This is a genomic window from Sphingopyxis sp. CCNWLW2, assembly GCF_037095755.1.
Classification (GTDB): domain Bacteria; phylum Pseudomonadota; class Alphaproteobacteria; order Sphingomonadales; family Sphingomonadaceae; genus Sphingopyxis.
Map to the genome: position 1 here is coordinate 40,056 of NZ_JBAWKJ010000002.1, position 19,539 is coordinate 59,594.

Below are 19,539 nucleotides of genomic sequence, written 5' to 3' on the forward strand. Positions count from 1 at the left end.
GGTCACGCTGCTGCGCGCCGTTCAAGCGCCGCGACAAATTCGGCCACAGCCTCCCCCACAACCTTTGCCATCGGGGGCGGAACCGCTTCGCTAACTTGATCAATTTGCGAGGAAAGCGATCCGATCAACTCATACTCGTGCGGGAACCCTTGGAGGCGCATACCCTCGTAGACGCTGAGGCGGCGCTTGCCGCTAGGATGGACGTGCACCTCGCGATGGCCGTAAGCGACGGTGATGCTCGGCTTGTCCCAGCCCAAGGTCTTGAAGCTGCGGTGGCCGGTGGAACCCGCTTTCAGCGACCCGTTCCGGAAGCGCGGCGATTTGGGCGCCATGCACCAGTGGTTGACGTGATAGTCGAAGGTCTCAGGTTTCGACGATCGACTGAAATGCTCTGGCTCGGGGAGATCACCGATCGCTGCTCGAACGGTCACGTCGGCAGGGGACCTAGTTGTTGCGCTGGGCAACGGCCAATTGACCCTACCGAACAGACACTGGTTGATACCAACGAGGAACAGGCGTTGCCTCTTCTGCGGGACTTCGTAATTGGATGCGTCCAGCAATTGTTCGGTGACGTGGAAACCCGCCTCACCGAGGGCCTTTTTGAACAACGCCAAGCGATGCGCATGGACTCCACTACGCAGGCCTTTCACATTCTCCATCACAAAGAATTTCACCGGATTGCGAGCATTTAGGGCGCCGAGAAGGCGAGCATAGACGAGCGGCAATTGGTGACGTGGGTCAGAATCGGTGATTGACCTATTTGCTTGGCTGAAGCTCTGACAAGGTGGCCCACCAATCACGCCGGTTGGGGCGAACTCCGACCCGAAAAGCTCGTCGAGCATGGCGAGTGTGATGTCATTCACGTCGCGGCAATAGCCGTTCTTTTTCGATCGGTTATGATTGTAGGACGCGACGCTGTCAGCCTTCTTGTCGAAGGCAAGCCCGACGTCGAACTCGGCTTGTTCAAAACCGAGATCCAGTCCTCCGGCGCCACAGAATAGGCTCAGAAGCAATTCGTTCTCCCTGCTTCGAACCGTTGATCCCCGGGCCCGCTTAGCCGAGATCACCGATAAACTTCAAATAAAAGATGAAAATGCTTCCAGAATGCTTCCAATTTTTTAGCCAAGCGCGCGCTTTCTCGGGCTCTCTGCGATTTCATACAGCCGCCCGAACCTCTCTCTAAAATCTACTTCCTTAAAGATTCCCCCAGAAGCCAGCCGGCTGGAGTCGCGGTTCCTTGGTTCGAAATGCGTCGGAGACGTACCTCGGTGCGTCTTAGACGTACTGTAAGTTTGGCCGCCTAGCGCGGATTTTAAGGGCTCGGGTCCGGACAAAGCTGTCCGGACGGGAGCCTTATCATGACCCCGACCAAATTGCTCATCGGCCAGATCCTGATCGTCTTCGCGATCGTGATCCTCGGCGTCTGGGCTGCCACGCAATGGGCCGCGGCCATGCTCGGATATCAGCCGGAGCTGGGCGCGCCATGGCTCAGCCTCGGGGGAGTGCCGGTCTATCGGCCGTGGGATCTCTTTCCGTGGTGGTATCACTATGAAGCTTACGCACCGGACGTCTTCGACAAGGCGGGCTCGCTCGCGGCGGCGAGCGGCTTCATCGGCTGCGGAGCCGCGATCGGCGGGTCGCTCTGGCGCGCGCGGCAGAAGGGCCAGGTCACGACCTATGGCTCGGCGCGCTGGGCGAAGGAGCGCGAGATCGACGCTGCGGGGCTGCGCGGCGATGCCGGCGTGTTTCTCGGCCGCCTGTCGGGCCGCTATTTGCGCCACGCCGGCCCGGAGCACGTCATGGCGTTCGCGCCGACGCGAAGCGGGAAGGGCGTCGGACTTGTCGTTCCGACCTTGCTCAGCTGGACCGGCTCGGCCGTGGTCCACGACATCAAGGGCGAGAATTGGCAGCTGACCGCGGCGTGGCGTTCGCGCTTCTCGCACTGCCTCTATTTCGATCCGACCGACGTCCGCTCGGCGCGCTACAATCCACTGCTCGAAGTGCGCAAGGGCGACTGCGAAGTCCGCGACGTTCAGAATATCGCCGATATCCTCGTCGATCCGGAAGGGGCGCTCGAGCGGCGAAATCACTGGGAAAAAACCTCGCATTCGCTGCTCGTCGGCGCGATCCTGCACATTCTCTACGCCGAGGAAGAAAAGACGCTCGCGCGCGTCGCAACCTTCCTCTCCGATCCTTCGCGCAGCTTTGCCGCGACGCTCGTCGCGATGATGCGCACCAATCATCTCGGGACGGCCGACGAACCGCGGGTCCATCCGGTCGTGGCATCGGCGGCGCGCGAACTGCTCAACAAGAGCGAGAACGAACGCTCGGGCGTGCTCTCGACCGCGATGTCGTTCCTCGGCCTCTATCGCGACCCGACCGTCGCCGCGGTGACGTCGGGCTGCGACTGGCGGATCGCCGATCTTGTCTCCGCCGACCGGCCACTTTCGCTCTATCTCGTCATCCCGCCGTCGGACATCTCGCGGACCAAGCCGCTCGTCCGCCTGATCCTCAACCAGATCGGCCGCCGCCTCACCGAGAAGCTCGACGACCGGCGCTCGACCGTGCGCCGCCACGACCTCCTGCTGATGCTCGATGAGTTCCCGGCGCTCGGGCGGCTCGATTTCTTCGAGACCGCGCTGGCTTTCATGGCGGGCTACGGCATCCGTGCCTTCCTGATCGCGCAGTCGCTCAACCAGATTTCGAAAGCCTATGGCGAGAACAACGCCATCCTCGACAATTGCCATGTCCGCGTCGCCTTCGCGACCAACGACGAGCGCACCGCAAAGCGCATCTCCGATGCCCTCGGCACCGCGACCGAGCAGCGCGCGATGCGCAACTATGCCGGGCACCGGCTCGCGCCCTGGCTAGCGCATGTCATGGTCAGCCGGCAGGAAACCGCCCGCGCGCTGCTGACGCCGGGCGAGGTCATGCAGCTGCCGCCGACCGACGAGCTGGTGCTCGTCGCGGGGCTGGCGCCGATCCGCGCGCAGAAGCTGCGCTACTTCGAGGACGCCAATTTCAAGGCGCGCCTCGGCCCGGCGCCCGAACTGGCCGACGACGGCTATGCTGATCGCCCCGCGACGCGCGGCGACGACTGGAGCGGCTGCGTTGCAGAGCCGGGCGCAGCCGAAATCGACGCGGATGACGCCGACGACAACCTGGTCGAGGACGGCGGCGCACAGCAAGCGAAAGAGCCCGAGCTCGCCGAGCAGCCTGAGCAGCGGACTGAAACCGTGCGCCCGACCAATCCGCTCGGCATCGACGACGATGCCGATCCCGCGCTCGACAAGAAACTGATGGACCGCGTCCGCCCGCTCGCGCCGGTGCTGGTCGGCCATGCGATGGACGAGGCCGTGTCGCAGGGCGTCGACCAATTGGGGCTCGGGCTGTGAGCGCGCGCGGCAGCCAGGTCCGGCATCAGCTCTTTATCGAGCGCGATCTCAGCGACCGGCTCACGCTGCTCGCGCGAAAGCCCGGCGTGACCAAATCGACGATCCTCGCCGAGGCGCTCGAAGCCTGGCTGACGCGCCAAGGCGTCAACGAAATGCAGCAACGCTTCGGTCCGCGCCTCGACGGTCTGGCGCGCGTGCTCGCGCGGATCGAGCGCAACAGTCAGATCGAGATCGAAATCCTCGCGCTCCTTGTGCGCTACATCCTCGCATCGGTGCCGCCCGTTGCTGAGGGCGACGACGTCGCGCGTGCGCAAGGCCGCGAGCGCTTCGAATGGTTCACGATGAAAGTCGCAGAGGCATTTCGCGAGGGCCGAGCGAGCTTCGGCTCGGGAGGCGGATCGTGAGCGCGGACGTCTCCGCCGAACGCCGGCGCACGATGCTGCGCACCGCGATGGGCCCCGCGATCGAGGCGGCCTTGTCGAACGCACATGTCGTTGAGGTGATGGTCAATCCGGATGGCGCGCTGCGCGTCGACGTGCTCGGCGAAGGCCGGGTCGATACCGGCGTTCGTATGGCCCCCGACCAGGTCGAGCGCATCATCCGCCTCGTAGCGAGCCATGCGCGCACCGAAGTCCACGCCGCAGCGCCAATCGTTTCTGCTGAATTGCCGCCGCACGGCGAGGGGGCAGGGGAGCGCTTCGAGGGTCTCCTGCCACCGGTCAGCCTCGCACCCTGTTTTTCAATCCGGAAGCCCGCGGCGCGCGTCTACACTTTGATGGACTATGTGAGCGCGGGTATCGCGACGCCCGAGGCCGCGCGCCTCCTGTCACTCGCGGTCGTCGAACGGCTCAATATCCTCGTCGCAGGCGGCACCAGCTCGGGCAAGACGACGCTCGCCAATGCGCTGCTCGCGGAGATGGCGAGCCTCGACGAGCGCGTCATCCTGATCGAGGACACGCGCGAGCTCCAATGCCCTGCGCCCGACCGCGTCGAGCTGCGCACGCGCGCCGGGGCGGTATCGATGGCCGATCTCGTCCGCTCGACGCTGCGGCTGCGCCCCGATCGCATCATCGTCGGCGAGGTGCGCGGCGCCGAGGCGCTCGACATGCTCAAGGCCTGGAACACCGGCCATCCGGGCGGCATCGCGACGGTCCATGCCAATAGCGCGGCATCGGCGCTGACCCGGATCGAGCAACTCGTCCAGGAAAGCGTCGTCACCGTGCCGCGGCGCCTGATCACCGAAGCGATCGACCTCATCGTCTTTATCGCCGGCCGCGGCGCCGCGCGCCGCATCGCGTGCGTAGCGCGCGTCGAAGGCGTCGGCCCGACTGGCAACTATGCCCTTACTGAGGTTCCCATCCAGCCTGAAGGAGAAATGCCATGTCCCTGATACCCCTTGCAATGTCGCGCGCCACCGTGGGGACGCACGCGGGGCGCCCGCTTCTTGTCATCGGTCTGACTCTCGGTCTTGCCGCAACGGCGCTCGCCGCCGGGTCGGGCATGCCTTGGGAAGAACCGCTCCAGCAGGTTCTGGAATCGGTCCAGGGCCCGGTCGCGAAGATCATCGCGGTGATCATCATCATCACCACCGGACTGACGCTCGCGTTCGGCGAAACCTCGGGCGGCTTCCGGCGACTGATCCAGATCGTGTTCGGCCTTTCGATCGCCTTCGCGGCCTCGAGCTTTTTCCTCTCCTTCTTCAGCTTCGGCGGCGGGGCGCTCGTCGCATGAGCCACATTGAAGGCTATGAAGCGCCGATCCATCGGTCGCTCGCCGAGCCGATCCTGCTTGGCGGCGCACCGCGCGGGCTCGCGATCGTCAACGGCACCATCGCCGCGGCGATGGGGCTCGGGCTCCAGCAATGGGTCGCTGGCCTCATCCTCTGGGCGCTCGGACACACGCTGATGGTGTTCGCGGCGAAACGCGATCCCGATTTCGCGCCGGTGCTCGCGCGCCACCTCCGGCAGAAAGGCGAGCTCACATGCTGAACCTTGCAGAATATCGCCCGCGCGCCGACCGGCTCGCCGATCACCTGCCATGGGCGGCGCTCGTCGCGCCCGGGATCATCCTCAACAAGGACGGGAGTTTCCAGCGCAGCATCGCCTTTCGTGGTCCCGACCTCGACAGCGCGACCGAGGCCGAACTCGTCGCCGCCTGCGCCCGCGCGAACAATATGCTGCGGCGCTTCGGATCGGGCTGGGCGCTCTTCTTCGAGGCCGAGCGCGTCGCCGCGGCGGGCTATCCCGAGAGCGACTTTCCCGACGCGGCCTCGTGGCTCGTCGATGCCGAACGGCGCGCCGCGTTCGACGACAAAGAGCGACAGCATTTCGAGAGCCATTTCCACCTGACGCTCGTCTGGATGCCGCCCGCCGACCAGGCCGACAGCGCCGGGCGCGCACTCATCGAACGTCCGGGCGCCGCGACCGGCGCGCGCGACTGGCGCGAGGCGCTCGCGCGCTTCGAGGCCGAGAGCCTGCGTGCGATCGACCTCATGGCGAGTTTCATGCCCGAGGTTCGCGCGCTCGATGCCAGCGAGACTCTGACCTATCTCCACCGCGCGATCTCGCCGCACCGCCACCGCGTCCGTGTACCCGCGACGCCGATGTATCTCGACGCACTGCTCGCCGACACGCCGCTGACGGGCGGGCTCGAGCCGATGCTCGGCAACCAATATCTGCGGTCGCTGACGATCCTCGGCTTTCCCTCGATCAGCCGCCCCGGCATCTTCGACGCGCTCAACGGACAGGATTTCGCGTACCGATGGACGACGCGCTTCATCGCGCTCGACAAGGCGGACGCGACCGCTGCGCTGACCAAGCTTCGCCGGCAATGGTTCAACAAGCGCAAGTCGCTCTCGGCGCTGCTCCGCGAGGTGATGTATAACCAGCCGGCGCAACTGCTCGACAGCGACGCCGACAACAAGGTCATCGACGCCGATGCCGCGCTCCAGGCGCTCGGCGGCGATCATGTCTCGTTCGGTTATCTGACGACGACGATCACTGTGTCCGATCGCAATTGCGCGCGCGCCGAGGAAAAGCTGCGTGCCGCCGAACGCATCGTCCACTCGCTCGGTTTCACCGCGATCCGCGAGAGCGTCAACGCGGTCGAAGCCTGGCTATCGAGCCTGCCGGGCCAGACCTATGCCAATGTCCGCCAGCCGCTCGTCCACAGCCTCAACCTCGCGCATCTGATGCCGCTCTCGTCGGTGTGGGCGGGACCCGACTGGAACCGCCATCTTGGCGGCCCGCCCCTACTGGTGGCCGAGACCGGCGGTTCGACGCCGTTCCGCCTCTCGACGCATGTCGGCGACGTCGGTCATATGATGATCGCCGGGCCGACGGGGGCAGGGAAGTCGGTGCTGCTCGCGCTCGTCGCATTGCAGTTCCGCCGTTACGCGGGCGCGCAGCTCTATATCTTCGACAAGGGCAATTCGGCGCGCGCCGCGGTGCTGGCGATGGGCGGGCGGCATCACGCGCTCGGCGAGGGCGAGGATATGCTCGCTTTCCAGCCGCTCCGCGCGATCGACCGGCCTGAGGAGCGAAGCTGGGCCGCCGACTGGATCGCGTCGCTCGTCGCGCACGAGGGCGTTGCGGTGACGCCCGATATCAAGGACGCGATCTGGTCGGCGCTGACAAGCCTCGCGAGCGCGCCGGCGTCGGAACGCACGCTCACCGGTCTGTCGCTGCTCCTCCAGTCGAATGCGCTGAAAGCGGCACTCCAGCCCTTCACGCTCGAAGGTCCGCACGGACGCCTGCTTGACGCCGCCGAGGAAGGGCTGGCGCTCGGATCGGTCGAATGTTTCGAAACCGAGGCGCTGATGGGGCAGGCGAGTGTGGTCGAACCAGTGCTCTCCTATCTCTTCCACCGGCTCGACGCGCGCTTCGACGGGCGGCCGACTTTGCTCATCCTCGACGAGGCCTGGATCTTTCTCGACAACCCGCTCTTCGCGGCGCGCATCCGCGAATGGCTGAAAGTGCTGAGAAAGAAGAATGTCGCGGTGATCTTCGCGACGCAAAGCCTCGCCGATATCTCGAACAGCAGCATCGCGCCCGCGATCATCGAAAGCTGCCCGCAGCGCATATTGCTCCCGAACGATCGCGCGATCGAGCCGCAGAGCCGCGCGGCCTATGCCGCCTTCGGGCTCAACGAGGCGCAGATCGAGCTGATCGCGCGCGCGACGCCGAAGCGCCAATATTATCTCCAGTCGGCGCGCGGCAACCGCCTCTTCGAGCTTGGTCTCGGACCCGTCGCGCTGGCGCTCTGCGGCGCGTCCGATCCGGCGACGCAAGCGCGGATCGACGCCATCCTCGCGGAGCATGGCGAAGCCGATTTCGCGTCGCATTTCCTTCGCGATGCCGGCCTCGACTGGGCCGCCGACCTGCTCGCCGGCTTTCCCGGCCTCCCCACGACCGATCGACCTGCCCCCCAAGAAGGAGACATGTGATGAAGACGCTTGCCCATATGCTGCTCGCCGCCGCCGCCATTCCGGCGTTGCTGCTTGCCGTGCCACCCGCCGCTGCGATGCCGGTGTTCGATCAGGCGAATTACTCGCAGAACCTGCTCACCGCCGCGCGTACGCTCAAGCAGATCGACCAGCAAATCAGGCAGTTGCAAAACGAGGCGCAGATGCTCTCCAACATGGACAAGCATCTGAGGCGCGTCGATTTCCCCGAGCTCGCGAAGCTCAAGGACAATCTCGCGCGCGTCGAGGCGCTGATGGAGAAGGCCGAAGGCGTCGATTTCGGCGTCGACCAGCTCGACGCGCGCATGGCGGCGCTCTTCCCGAAGGACGTCTCCGGCCTGACCCGGTCAGCGAGCGTCGCGCAAGCCAAGGCTCGCCTCGAGGCGGCCATGGCGTCGTACCGCCGCACACTCGCAGTCCAGTCCAGGATCGCCGCCGACGTCAAGGAGGATGCCGCGGTGCTCGCCGAGGTCGCGGCGCGGAGTTCGAGTGCGGAGGGTAGCCTGCAGGCGCAACAGGCGACCAACCAGCTTCTCGCGCTCGCCGCCAAGCAGCAGATGCAGCTCCAGCAGATGATGGCGGCCGCCTATGAGGCCGACATGCTCGACCGCGCGCGCGCGGCGCAGAGCGCGGCCGAAGCGCGCGAGCGCATGCGCCGCTTCCTCGGGGACGGCAAGGCCTACACCCCGATCCGCTGACCAGCGACACGAACGGCGCGAGGCTGCCCCTCTCCTGGCCCGCCGTTCGCCGCGGGGTCTTGCATGCTCCCCTGCGAGGCCCCGCGGACCCTTCATCCCCTTCGAAAGCCCGCCCGATGGACGACCTCAATGTCATCGACCGCTTCATGGAAGCCTTCATCCGCTACATCGACAGCGGGTTCGGGCTGCTCGGCGGCGATGTCGCTTTCCTCACCAGCATATTGATCGGTATCGACATCACGCTCGCCGGACTCTTCTGGGCAATGGGCGGCGAGAATGACGTCATCGCGAAGCTGCTGAAGAAGATCCTCTATGTCGGCGTATTCGCCTTCATCATCGGTAACTTCGGGGCACTTTCGGATATTATCTTCCGCTCCTTCGCGGGGCTTGGCATCACTGCCGGCGGCGGCACGATCTCGGCCGAAGACCTTCTGAAGCCCGGACGACTTGCCGGTGCTGGGTTCGAGGCGGCGCATCCGCTCATCGACCAGATCAAGGACATGCTCGGGCCGATCGCCTTTTTCGAGAATTTTCTCGAGATCGTGGTGCTGCTGATCGCCTGGGTCCTCACGATCCTCGCCTTCTTCATCCTCGCAATCCAGCTCTTCATCACGCTGATCGAGTTCAAGCTGACGAGCCTCGCGGGCTTCGCGCTCATGCCCTTTGCCCTCTGGAACCGGACCGCCTTCCTCGCCGAACGCGTGCTCGGCAGCATCATCTCATCAGGCGTCAAGGTGATGGTGCTCGGCGTGATCGTCGGCATCGGCTCGGGCTTCTTTCCCGATTTTCTGACGACGATGGCGGGCTCCGAGCCCGACGTCGAGGAAGCGATGTCGCTCGCACTCGGTGCTTTGGCTCTGCTCGGGCTCGGTATCTACGGCCCCGGCATCGCATCGGGCCTCGTCGCGGGAGCACCGCAGCTGGGCGCAGGCGCCGCGGTCGGGACGGTCGCCGCAGCCGCAGGCACAATGATTGTCGCCGGCGGCGCCGGCATAGCCGCCGCACGCGCAGGCGGCGGTGCCGCGCTCGGCGCCGTCCGCGCCGGGACGTCGATGGGGGCGGCCGCATCGACGTCGTACAAGCTCGGGCAGGAAACCTCGGGATCGCAAACGGTCGGCGCCGGTCTCGCGGGCGTCGCAACCGCGACCAAGGGCGCGGCGGTCAATGCTGCGCGCCGCGCCGGCAGCTCGCTCGGGATCGCCGACGCGGCCGCTGCCGGGCGCGACGCCGCCTGGAACGCCGGAAACCAGAGCAAGAGCCCGGCTTCGCCGCCGTCGAACGAACATGCCGCCGCGTCGGCTGCACCGCCCGCGTGGGCGACCGACCTCAAGGCTGACCAGCGCCGTCGCTCGGCGCGGCAGACCGCCGCCCATGTGATTTCCGACGGGAGCCGCGGCGGCAGCGGCGCAAGCCCCGACATCGCCGAAAAGGAGGATTGATCCGATGAAGTTCAGACGACCTATTCAACGCTACGGGCGGACTCCCGAGCCTGTCACGCCCTATCAGCGCGCCGGCCAGGCGTGGGACGACCGGATCGGCGCCGCGCGCGTTCAGGCGCGAAACTGGCGGATCATGGCGTTCGGCGGGCTGCTGCTTTCGACCGGGCTCGCCGGCGGCCTGGTCTGGCAGTCGGTGCAGAGCCGCGTGACGCCCTATGTGGTCGAGGTCGACCGGCTCGGCGAGGCGCGCAGCGTTGCCCCCGCGGTGGCCGATTACAATCCGACTGACCCACAGATCGCATGGGCCCTCGGCCGTTTTATCGCGAATGTTCGCGGCATATCGCTCGATCCGGTGCTGATGCGCGAGAATTGGCTCGCCGCCTATGATTTCGCGGGCGAACGCGGCGCCCTGTTCCTCAACGAATTTGCCCGCAGCAGCGATCCCTTCGCGCAGGTCGGCACGCGCTCGGTCTCGGTCGAGATCACCAGCGTCGTGCGCGCCTCACCGCGATCGTGGCAGGTGAAGTGGAAGGAGAGCGCCTATGAGCGCGGCAGCCTCGCCGCGACTTCGCGCTGGACCGCAATGCTGACCGTTGCCGTCAAACCGCCGCGTTCCGCCGATGTCCTCCGCAGGAACCCGCTCGGTCTCTATGTCGAGGCCATCGACTGGAGCCGCGAATATGAGCGCGAGGAGCGGGCGCCTGCGGCCAGGAGCGTTCCGCCGCCGGTGGACGAACTGCTCGTCGATACCCCTCCCGTTCCCGCAACCGCCGAAGGAGCCCTGCCATGATCTGCTTTCGCCCGATCCTTGCCGCCGCCGGTGCGGCAGTCCTGAGCTCATCCGCCAGCGCCGGACCCGGACCGGTCGAGCGTGTCCGTGCGGCGGCGGCCGCAGCAGTCAAGGAGCCGCGTACGCAGGACTACCGCGGCGCGATCCAGACCTATGCTTATGTCGAAGGCGGGGTCTACCGCCTCGTCACCGCGCCCGAGCATGTTACCGACATCGCGCTTCAGCCGGGCGAAGCGCTCGTCGCGGTCGCGGCGGGCGATACCGCGCGCTGGACGGTCGGCGATACGACGAGCGGGGCGGGGGATGAGCGTCGCGTCCATATCATGATCAAGCCCCTCGCGCCCGGCCTCGCCACCAATCTCATCATCACGACCGACCGGCGCGTCTATCACCTCGCGCTCGCGAGCACCGCGCGCACGGCGATGGCGGCGGTCTCCTGGACCTATCCGCACGACAGTCTTCTCGCGATCGAGCGCGCCGCAACTGCAACGCGCGCGGCGATTGAGGCGCGTCCGGCGGTCGACCCGGTCCGTCTCGACTTCGGGTATAGGATCAGTGGCGACAAGCCCGCCTGGCGTCCCTTGCGCGCCTTCGACGACGGACGGCAGGTCTATATCGAGTTCCCCGCGACATTAGGGCAGGGCGAGGCGCCGCCGCTGTTCGTGACCGGCGAGGCGAAAACCCCCGAACTGGTCAACTACCGCGTCAACGGGCGCTTTTATGTTGTCGACCGCCTCTTCGACCGCGCCGAGCTCCGCCATGGGACGAAGCGCCAGACAGTCGTCCGCATCGTTCGCACGCGGCCCGGAGCGAGCCGGTGAGCGCGTCGGACATGCCGGTGCGCGATGACAGGGAGGACGCGCCGCCGAAGGTTGGAGTTGAACCGCCTGATCCGGCTCCCGACGGTTCCGCGCCGTCGCCACCCAAGGTCGATCCCGAGAGCCTCGTCCTGCGCGGAAGCCCGCGCCGCGTCGTCCGCTTCCGGCGCGAGTTGATCATCGGCATTGCCGCCGTCGGCGCGCTGGCGATCGCAGCGACCGCCTGGATCGCGCTCAGCCCCACGTCGTTCAAGCTTGCCGCGAGTGGCGACGAGATGTTCGAAGCAAGGGAGGCCCGCTCGCCCGAGGCGCTCGCCGCTGCGCCGGGTAGCTATGATGCGATCCCGAAGCTTGGCCCGCCGCTACCCGGAGACCTTGGGCGCCCGATCCTCGCGCATCAGCGCAAGCTGGCAGGGGAAGGCGAGGCGATGCCTGCCGATCCCGCCGCAGATGCGGCCGCCGCCGCCCGCGAAAAGGCCTTGGCGGACCGGGCGGCGGCGCGCCAATCTGCGGTGCTGATGTCGCTCGGCGGTCGTGGCGGGGCGGCCGACTTTTTGGGCGTTGGCACAGCATCGGTGTCTGCGAAGCCAGGCGAGGCGGTTCCGGCGGCCGCGGGCATTGGTCCGGCGACCGGCAGTGCGGCGGCCGCTGGCGCCACGGAGGTCAGCGCGTACCGGATCCAGCCTCCGGCCTCGCCGTGGATCGTGAGCAGCGGCAGCATCATCGCGGCGAACCTCGTGACCGGGCTCGACAGTGACCTGCCCGGCATCGTCGTCGCGCAGATCAGTGAGAATGTTTATGACAGCATCACCGGACGCACGCTCCTCATTCCGCAGGGCGCGCGGCTTCTCGGGCGTTACGAAAGCAATATTGCCTTCGGCCAGCGCCGCGCCTTTGTCGTTTGGCAGCGCATCATCTGGCCCGACGGATCGTCACTGACGCTCGACAACGCGCCCGCGAGCGATGCCGCGGGATATGCCGGGCTTGCAGACAAGGTCGACTTTCACAGCTGGGCTTTGCTCAAGGGCGTCGGTCTCGCGACGCTGCTCGGTGTCGGTACCGAGCTCGGCTTCGGGAGCGACGAGAGCGAGCTTGTCCGCGCGATGCGCGAGTCCGCACAGACCAACGGCGCCCGCGCGGGCGACCGCATTGTCGAGCGGAACCTCGACATCCCGCCGACCATCCGCGTCCGGCCCGGCTGGCCGTTCCGTGTGATCGTCCACCGCGATCTCATCCTCGCGCCGTGGAGGCCATGATGCCCGATATCAAACTCGCTAAGATCCCCGATCGCAAGCCCGTGAAGCTCGTCGTCGAGATGCTGCCCGACCTCGAACAAGCGCTCGCGGATTACGCCGACGTATATGCGTCCACATATGGGCAACGCGAGAAGCCGAGCGATCTTGTTCCCTACATGCTGTGGTCATTTCTTGAAGGCGACCGCGCTTTCATGCGCTCCCGTTCGAAGTCATGAGGAGCCAGACCCGCGACAGGAGCGGTATGTCAATCATCTCGGCGCAGGAGATGTTCGGGGACTTGCCGGTGGAACCGATTTGCGTGCGTGTTTCGGTGGCGGTGAAGCTGACAGGCATTAGCCGGTCTACCCTCTACGAACTCATTGCAGACGGCGAGCTCGAAGTGTCGAAAGTCGGTCGGTCGACCTTCATTCGCTACGAGAGTCTCAAGCGCCTTTTCGAGCGACAATAGGCTCCTGCGCGGCTGACGAGACGTGGCCAAGTTGGTCTTTCCGCTTTGACGAATCAGGTGTTAGAATGTAGCGGACGGGTAAGCGATCAAGCGTTCCCTGTTTAGGAAACGAACCCGACACACGAAACCGAGTGGGGGCCAGTTTGGGGGCCACGGCGAAAAATCGAAACTAGAAGACCTCGGATATCAGTTGGCTAGGAGCCGGATTGGAATCCCGCTACCTCCACCAAAATCCTGCATCGATGAGGCGAAATCTCCGGCTTCGGCTGGTCGCCGTTTTGCGCCGGTAAGGCCCCGGAACCCGCGGCAACATGCCGGCGTTATCCATCTGCCTGAACCGATGCACAGCCGGACAGAATCGCGTTGTTTGCGCGGCGTCGCTCGGCTTGGACCGGCCGGGTGGGGGGCATTAACGATCAGGAGAATTCCTATGTCCCCGTCTCTGAAAAAACTAGCACCCGTGGTTGTGATTTTGGCCGGTTCCCTGGGCTTGGGCGGCTGCGCGACCAAAGGCTTTGTGCGCGAGCAGGTCGCCGTGGTGAGCCAGCGCGTCGATGCACTCGAAGCGCAATTGCAGGCGACCGACGCCACCGCGAAGCAGGCATTGACCGAAGCGCAGGCCGCATCGGGGCAGGCGCAGAATAATGGCCAGCGCCTCGATCAGCTGAGCGGCCGCGTCGATGGCATCGAACAGCGCATGCAGGCGCAGCAGAAGCGGCCGCGCAATTGACGCGACACGGCGGAAATTGTTGAGACCGTGATTTTCGGCGCCGTCGCCCGCGGGCGACGGCGCCCACTATTCGAGTGCATCGACCTATGATCAAAACCTTCGTGGCGCTTGCGGGATTTGCGCTGACCGTTCCGGTGTCCGCAGGATCGGCCGCGCCGGCCAGCGAGGCCGAAACCGCGGATGCCGCAACTCGCTCGGAGGCCGCGACGCGGGTTGCCGACTGGATTGCCGCCTCGGGCGACAATGGCGGCTTGCCGTACATCATCATCGACAAGCCCGCGGCCTCGCTGTTCCTGTTCGATGCCAAAGGGAAATTCCTCGGCCGGGCACCGGTCCTGATTGGCGTTGCGCTCGGCGACGAGGCCACCCCGGGGATCGGATCGAAGGATCTTGCCGAGATCGGCCCCGCCGAGCGAACGACGCCCGCCGGACGCTTCCTCGCGAAATTCGGGATGGCGGCGGGGCGGCAGAGTGTGCTCTGGGTCGATTATGCCACCTCGGTGGCGCTCCACCCGATCCCGAAGGGCAGCCAGAAGGAGCGCCGCCGGCAGCGGATGCTGTCGCCCGGTATCGACGACAACCGCATCACCTTCGGATGCATCAACGTCCCGCTAGCGTTTCATAACAAGAGTGTTCGCCCACTTTTCCAGAAGAAGGGCGGATATGTCTATGTGTTGCCCGACACCAAGCCGCTCGAGGCGGTCTTTCCGCGCCTGCACGCCCAGCCGCGCCCCGGCGCCCCGACAGATTATCCGGCCGGTTCGACGCCGAGCAACTCGACCGTGAACAGCAAGGTCGCGCCGCCGGGGATCGGGCCCTTGCCGACGGGGCCGTAGGCGAGCTGCCAGGGGATCGCGAATTCGACCTTGTCGCCGACGCCCATCAACTGCACGCCTTCCTGCCAGCCGTCGATCACACGGTTGAGCGGAAAGCTCGTCGGTTCGCCGCGCCGGACCGAGCTGTCGAACTCGCGGCCGTCGGCGAAGGTGCCGACATAATGGACGGTGACATTATCGGCCGGGCCGGGGTGTATGCCGCTGCCATCGCCCGCGATCCGGCGCCAGCGCAGTCCGCTAGGCGTCATGCGCCAGCCGTCGGCGCCGTGACGTTCGGCGAGTGCCGCCATCTGCTTGTTGAGATAGGCGGTGCTCCGGGTGGACGGCGTTTCGCCCTGCTGGGCGGTGGCGGACGCCGGAATGCAGCTGCCCAGTGCGGCCGCCGCGAGCAGCCGGTTCAAAGACGATATGTGCATGAAAACTCCCTCGATCGTTGCACGCATAAACGCACCGCGGGCCGAATAGGCAAGAGCCTATCGGTCGGAAGGTGCGAGAGCGGCAGGAACCTTCGTCGGCATCCATCGTTTCAGCTTCGTACACATCAATCAGAGACTTGAGGCGCGGCCACCGGCTGTTTCGTCATTCGAAAAACCCGTTTCGCGGGCTTTCGAAGCCGGTGCCGTGTGTCCTGCTCTGCAATCGAAGGAGACGTCAGATGTTTAAATGGGCTTTGATCTTTGCAGTGATCGCGCTCGTCGCGGCCGTTCTCGGCTTCGGCGGCGTTGCAGGCACCGCGGCGGGGATTGCCAAGATCCTGTTCTTCGTCGGCCTTGCGCTCGTTGTCCTGTTCCTGATCCTCGGATCGGCTGCGGCGCGGAAGATCACATAAAAAATCGAACGCCGCGGGAACCAAGTCGAACCTGCGGCGTTTCACTCATCTACTAGATCGAAAGAGAAGGTAGAATCTGGTTCCTGTCTTCGGACGGAACCTAGGGAGCCCCGCCGCAGAAATGCGACGGGGCTTACCTGTTTCTGGCTACCCGATCCTCAACCCCATGCCTTTGGTTCATGGCTTGCGCGCCCAAATGGCGCTGGATTTCAGCTAGTGAATCCGTCACTTACCACGCACCAAAGGACGGCGGCTGCAGGCCGACAGGGGGATCGATGTCGAAATATCTGATACCGGCGGCGCTCGCCGGCGCGCTGCTCGCCATGCCGGCGGCGGCGAAGGAGCGTTACGACGCGACGATCGTCCGGACGAGTTACGGCATTCCGCATATCACGGCAAAGGATTGGCGCGGTGCGGGCTATGGCGTCGGCTATGCCTATGCGCAGGACAATCTGTGCATGATCGCCGAGGAGTTCGCGACGGTCGCGGGCGAGCGGTCGCTGCATTTCGGCCCCGAAGCCAAAGCGGTGTTGGGCTTTGCGCCGGTCGACAATCTGTCGTCCGATTTCTTTTTCCGGTCGGTCATCGACCTGCCGCGCCTACGGGAAGGCGCGAAGGCGCAAGGGCGCGAAGTGGCGTTGACCACCGATGGCTATGTCGCCGGCTATAATCGCTGGCTGCGCGAAATCGGGCCCGAAGGCGTGCCCGAGGCGTGCCGCGGAAAGGCGTGGGTGCGGCCGATCACGACCGACGACCTGCTGCGGCTCAACGAAAAGAACATGATCCTGGGCACGCTCGCGCTGGCGAGCGGCATCGCCAATGCCGCGCCGCCGGGCGGCAAGCTGGCCATGCGCCCCGGCGACGCCTTGCCCGGCCAGGACGACGTGGTCATGGGCAGCAACGGCTGGGCGTTCGGCGGCGATGTGACCGCCGACGGCCGCGGCATGGTGATCGGCAACCCCCATTTCCCGTGGACCGGGCCGAACCGGTTCTGGCAGATGCATGTCACCGTGCCCGGCAAGCTCGACGTCATGGGGGTCGGGATCGCCGGCTCGCCGCTTCCCATACTCGGCTTCAATCGCGACGTCGCGTGGACGCATACGGTGACGGCGGCGCGGCATTCGACGCTGTTCCAGCTGACGATCGACCCATCGGACCCCACCGCCTATCTGGTCGACGGCAAGTCCGAGAAAATGGTGGCGCGGACGATCAGCGTGCCGATGGGCGGCGGCGGCGCCCCCGCGACGCGCACCCTCTGGTCGACGCGCTATGGCCCGATTGTCGTCTTGCCCGCGTCGGGCCTCGCGTGGACTGCCTCGACCGCCTTTGCGGTGCGCGAGGGCAACAAGGGCAACCAGCGCGCGCTGGGCACATGGGTGCGCATCGCGCGGGCGCGCAATGTCGGCGAGGTGCGGGCTGCGGTCGAGGAAACGCTGGGCATCCCCTGGGTCAACACGATTGCCGCCGACCGCAACGGCGATGTGCTGCATGCCGATGTGACGGTGGTTCCCAACCTGTCGGCGGAGAAGATGAAGGCGTGCGCGACGCCGCTGTCGGCGCTGGCCGCCGAGCGCGCGACGCTGCTCGATGGTGCGCGATCGTCGTGCGACTGGGATGCCGCGCCGGGGACGCCCGTTCCCGGAATGATGCCCGCCGCGTCGCAGGCGGTCTATGCGCGGCGCGACTATGTCGCGAACAGCAACGACAGTTACTGGATCAGCAACGCCAAGGCGCCGCATACGCCGCTGTCGCCCATATTGGGCCGCGCGGAGAGCATCTTGTCGCTGCGCACGCGGTCGAACTTCATCGAACTCGATCGCATGTTGAACGGCGAGGGCGGCAAGCCGGGGGTCAAGGTCGACCATGCCGCGGCGAAGGAGCTGACCTTTGCCAACAAGAGCCTCGCCGCCGAGCTGGCAATGGACCGGCTGCTGGACCTCTGCCGCGGCAAGCCCGAGGTCGCGCGCGGATGCAAGGCGCTGGAGGGATGGGATCGCCGGTTCGACGTCGACAGCCGCGGCGCCTATCTGTTCACACTCTTCTGGAAAGCCGCGAGCCGCATTCCGGACCTGTGGGCGGTGCCGTTCGACGTCGCCGACTCCGTTCATACGCCGCGCGACATGGTGACGACCGGCGAGACGGCGACCAAGCTGTTGGCCGCGCTCAGCGCCGCGACGGCAGAGCTCGACGAGCAGGGGATCGCGCTCGACGCGCGCTGGGGCGATGTGCAGTTCGCGCCGCGCGGCAAGGAACGGATCGCGGTGCATGGCGGCGAGGGCGGTGCGGGCGTGCTCAACTTCCAGGCGTCGAACCCCGTTCCGGGCGGCATCACGCCCTATCACGGGTCGAGCTATGTCCAGATCGTCGGCTTCGACAACGCCGGCCCCGTCGCCGATGCGGTGCTCAGCTATTCACAGTCGCCCGACCCAGCCTCGCCGCATTTCGCCGATCAGACGCATCTCTATTCGCAAAAGAAATGGCATCGCCTGCCCTTCGCCAAGGCGGAAATCGCCGCCGACGCTGCCGGCAGGCCGGTGCGGATCAAGGAATGACGGCGCCGTAGCGCGCGCCCATTTTCTCCTACCCGTGTCAATTCGGGGGCGAGCCGAAGGCAGGGGCCCGATGGTGGCGGATCGATGGATGCTGCGGCACGTTGCTTGGCCAAGGGTGGATTTCCCCTGGACGGAGACTGACATGGCCATGCTACGGAAACTCGCAATATCGTTCGCCGCGGCGTCTTTGGTCGCCGCGCCTGTTGTTGCATCGGCGGCGCCCGCTGCGCGCGCAGCGTCGGACGCGGGCGGTCAAAACGAACTCGAGGGCAGTTCGAGCTGGATCATCGGGCTTGTCGGCCTGCTGGTCGGCATCGGCGCGATCATCCTCGTCGCTGACAAGGATGATGATTCGCCCGTCAGCCCGTAAAGAGGCTTGTGACGGCGGCGGCCGCACATTCCCTCGGGCGTGTGCGGCCGCCATGCGTCCGCCGCTTGCCGCGAAATGAACGGCAACCCGGTTTTGCGACAATTTGCGACAATTTTCCGTCGATCCGGCACGTGGCTGGGACAAACCGCGCCTAGAACGGCTTCATCGGGTTCCGGCTCATTCCCGGAAGGCCCATGAAGGAGTTCGTTACGTGAACAAGAAAATCTCGCTCTTTACGCTCGCCGCCGCATTGGTGGCGGTGCCCGTTCTCGCCGCACCCGGCGCCGACAGCAATCCCGTGCAGACCCGCGCCGACGCGCAGGCCCGGGCCACGCAGATGTTTGCAAAAATGGATGCGAACAAGGATGGCAAGCTCGACGCCACCGACCGCGCCGCACAGCGTGCCGAGCGGCAGGCCAAGCGGTTCGCCAGCCTCGACGCTGACGGCAATGGCAGCATCAGCAAGGCCGAATGGGACAAGCATGGCGCCGATCGTGCCGCCAAGCGCGCCGAACGCGGTGAAAAGCGTGCCGAAGCCGGTGAAGCCGGCGAAGGCAAGCGTCACCACGGCATGCGTGGCGGTCATGGCAAGCGCGGCGGCCATCACGGCATGATGATGGGCAAGGCCGATACCGACGGCGACAAGGCGATCAGCCAGGCCGAGTTCCAGACCGCGGCGCTCGCGCGCTTCGACGCCGCCGACGCGAACAAGGATGGTCAGGTCACCGTCGAAGAACGTCAGGCCCAGCGCGGCGCATGGCGCGCCAAGCGTGGTGCGGCTCCGGCTGCTCCCGCGAACCAGTAAGCATTTGGCAGGGGCTCGGCGGCAAAGCGTAGGCCTTCCTCCCCTCCCGGCATTGCCTTTGTTGCCGGTCCCTGTCAGCTATCGCCCACCGGCTCCCGCGGCCGGTGGGCG

21 protein-coding genes are annotated in these 19,539 nt (G+C 66.1%); 19 read left to right on the forward strand and 2 right to left on the reverse strand.

Annotated features, from left to right (window positions below; all coding sequences use genetic code 11):
* Positions 1-2: 2 nt before the first annotated feature.
* The gene (locus V8J55_RS11350) at positions 3-1,013 is read right to left on the reverse strand and encodes a DNA cytosine methyltransferase (protein WP_336445773.1); all 1,011 of its coding nucleotides are present in this window, start codon (positions 1,011-1,013) and stop codon (positions 3-5) included.
* Positions 1,014-1,358: 345 nt separating this feature from the next.
* Between V8J55_RS11350 and V8J55_RS11355 the strand changes: the two genes are divergently transcribed.
* The 15 genes from V8J55_RS11355 (at position 1,359) to V8J55_RS11425 (ending at position 14,872) form a co-directional block, all read left to right on the forward strand.
* A complete protein-coding gene (locus V8J55_RS11355; protein WP_336445774.1) occupies positions 1,359-3,395 on the forward strand; it encodes a conjugal transfer protein TraG in 2,037 nt (678 codons plus the stop codon).
* On the forward strand, positions 3,392-3,799 hold the full coding sequence (locus V8J55_RS11360) for a CopG family transcriptional regulator (RefSeq protein WP_336445775.1): 408 nt from the start codon (positions 3,392-3,394) through the stop codon (positions 3,797-3,799). Before V8J55_RS11355 ends, V8J55_RS11360 begins: the two co-directional genes overlap by 4 nt.
* The gene (gene trbB / locus V8J55_RS11365; protein ID WP_336445776.1) at positions 3,796-4,785 is read left to right on the forward strand and encodes a P-type conjugative transfer ATPase TrbB; all 990 of its coding nucleotides are present in this window, start codon (positions 3,796-3,798) and stop codon (positions 4,783-4,785) included. Before V8J55_RS11360 ends, trbB begins: the two co-directional genes overlap by 4 nt.
* Positions 4,786-4,796: 11 nt before the next feature.
* Positions 4,797-5,126: a TrbC/VirB2 family protein gene (locus V8J55_RS11370; protein ID WP_336446868.1), complete on the forward strand. Its 330-nt coding sequence runs from the start codon at positions 4,797-4,799 to the stop codon at positions 5,124-5,126.
* Positions 5,123-5,383: a VirB3 family type IV secretion system protein gene (locus V8J55_RS11375; RefSeq protein WP_336445777.1), complete on the forward strand. Its 261-nt coding sequence runs from the start codon at positions 5,123-5,125 to the stop codon at positions 5,381-5,383. The genes V8J55_RS11370 and V8J55_RS11375 overlap by 4 nt, the downstream gene beginning before the upstream one ends.
* Positions 5,377-7,839: a conjugal transfer protein TrbE gene (gene trbE, locus V8J55_RS11380; RefSeq protein WP_336445778.1), complete on the forward strand. Its 2,463-nt coding sequence runs from the start codon at positions 5,377-5,379 to the stop codon at positions 7,837-7,839. Before V8J55_RS11375 ends, trbE begins: the two co-directional genes overlap by 7 nt.
* On the forward strand, positions 7,839-8,555 hold the full coding sequence (trbJ, locus tag V8J55_RS11385; RefSeq protein WP_336445779.1) for a P-type conjugative transfer protein TrbJ: 717 nt from the start codon (positions 7,839-7,841) through the stop codon (positions 8,553-8,555). The genes trbE and trbJ overlap by 1 nt, the downstream gene beginning before the upstream one ends.
* Positions 8,556-8,671: 116 nt before the next feature.
* On the forward strand, positions 8,672-9,994 hold the full coding sequence (gene trbL, locus V8J55_RS11390) for a P-type conjugative transfer protein TrbL (RefSeq protein WP_336445780.1): 1,323 nt from the start codon (positions 8,672-8,674) through the stop codon (positions 9,992-9,994).
* A 4-nt stretch (positions 9,995-9,998) separates the two neighbouring features.
* Positions 9,999-10,784 carry a conjugal transfer protein TrbF gene (gene trbF, locus V8J55_RS11395; protein ID WP_336445781.1) on the forward strand — a complete coding sequence of 262 codons (786 nt, stop codon included), beginning with the start codon at positions 9,999-10,001 and terminating at the stop codon, positions 10,782-10,784.
* A complete protein-coding gene (gene trbG / locus V8J55_RS11400; RefSeq protein ID WP_336445782.1) occupies positions 10,781-11,605 on the forward strand; it encodes a P-type conjugative transfer protein TrbG in 825 nt (274 codons plus the stop codon). Before trbF ends, trbG begins: the two co-directional genes overlap by 4 nt.
* Positions 11,602-12,858, forward strand: coding sequence for a TrbI/VirB10 family protein (locus V8J55_RS11405; protein ID WP_336445783.1), 1,257 nt, complete (start codon positions 11,602-11,604; stop codon positions 12,856-12,858). Before trbG ends, V8J55_RS11405 begins: the two co-directional genes overlap by 4 nt.
* Positions 12,858-13,073: a DUF2274 domain-containing protein gene (locus V8J55_RS11410; protein WP_336445784.1), complete on the forward strand. Its 216-nt coding sequence runs from the start codon at positions 12,858-12,860 to the stop codon at positions 13,071-13,073. Before V8J55_RS11405 ends, V8J55_RS11410 begins: the two co-directional genes overlap by 1 nt.
* A 26-nt stretch (positions 13,074-13,099) precedes the next feature.
* Entirely contained in the window at positions 13,100-13,306 is a 207-nt protein-coding gene (locus V8J55_RS11415) for a helix-turn-helix domain-containing protein (protein WP_336445785.1), read from the forward strand.
* A 430-nt stretch (positions 13,307-13,736) separates the two neighbouring features.
* Entirely contained in the window at positions 13,737-14,036 is a 300-nt protein-coding gene (locus V8J55_RS11420) for a hypothetical protein (protein WP_037514816.1), read from the forward strand.
* An 86-nt stretch (positions 14,037-14,122) separates the two neighbouring features.
* Entirely contained in the window at positions 14,123-14,872 is a 750-nt protein-coding gene (locus V8J55_RS11425; RefSeq protein WP_336445786.1) for a hypothetical protein, read from the forward strand.
* Here the strand turns inward: V8J55_RS11425 and V8J55_RS11430 are convergent.
* Positions 14,785-15,288, reverse strand: coding sequence for an FKBP-type peptidyl-prolyl cis-trans isomerase (locus V8J55_RS11430; protein WP_336445788.1), 504 nt, complete (start codon positions 15,286-15,288; stop codon positions 14,785-14,787). The two genes, V8J55_RS11425 and V8J55_RS11430, sit on opposite strands and share 88 nt — an antisense overlap.
* 239 nt (positions 15,289-15,527) lie before the next feature.
* Between V8J55_RS11430 and V8J55_RS11435 the strand changes: the two genes are divergently transcribed.
* From V8J55_RS11435 to V8J55_RS11450, 4 genes are all read left to right on the forward strand, one after another.
* Positions 15,528-15,701, forward strand: coding sequence for a DUF1328 domain-containing protein (locus V8J55_RS11435; RefSeq protein WP_037514818.1), 174 nt, complete (start codon positions 15,528-15,530; stop codon positions 15,699-15,701).
* A 275-nt stretch (positions 15,702-15,976) separates the two neighbouring features.
* Positions 15,977-18,253, forward strand: a complete 2,277-nt coding sequence (locus V8J55_RS11440) for a penicillin acylase family protein (RefSeq protein ID WP_336445789.1) — start codon at positions 15,977-15,979, stop codon at positions 18,251-18,253.
* Between the two features lie 142 nt (positions 18,254-18,395).
* Positions 18,396-18,623, forward strand: a complete 228-nt coding sequence (locus tag V8J55_RS11445) for a hypothetical protein (protein WP_336445790.1) — start codon at positions 18,396-18,398, stop codon at positions 18,621-18,623.
* A 211-nt stretch (positions 18,624-18,834) separates the two neighbouring features.
* On the forward strand, positions 18,835-19,428 hold the full coding sequence (locus V8J55_RS11450) for an EF-hand domain-containing protein (protein WP_336445791.1): 594 nt from the start codon (positions 18,835-18,837) through the stop codon (positions 19,426-19,428).
* The last annotated feature ends 111 nt before the right edge of the window (positions 19,429-19,539 follow it).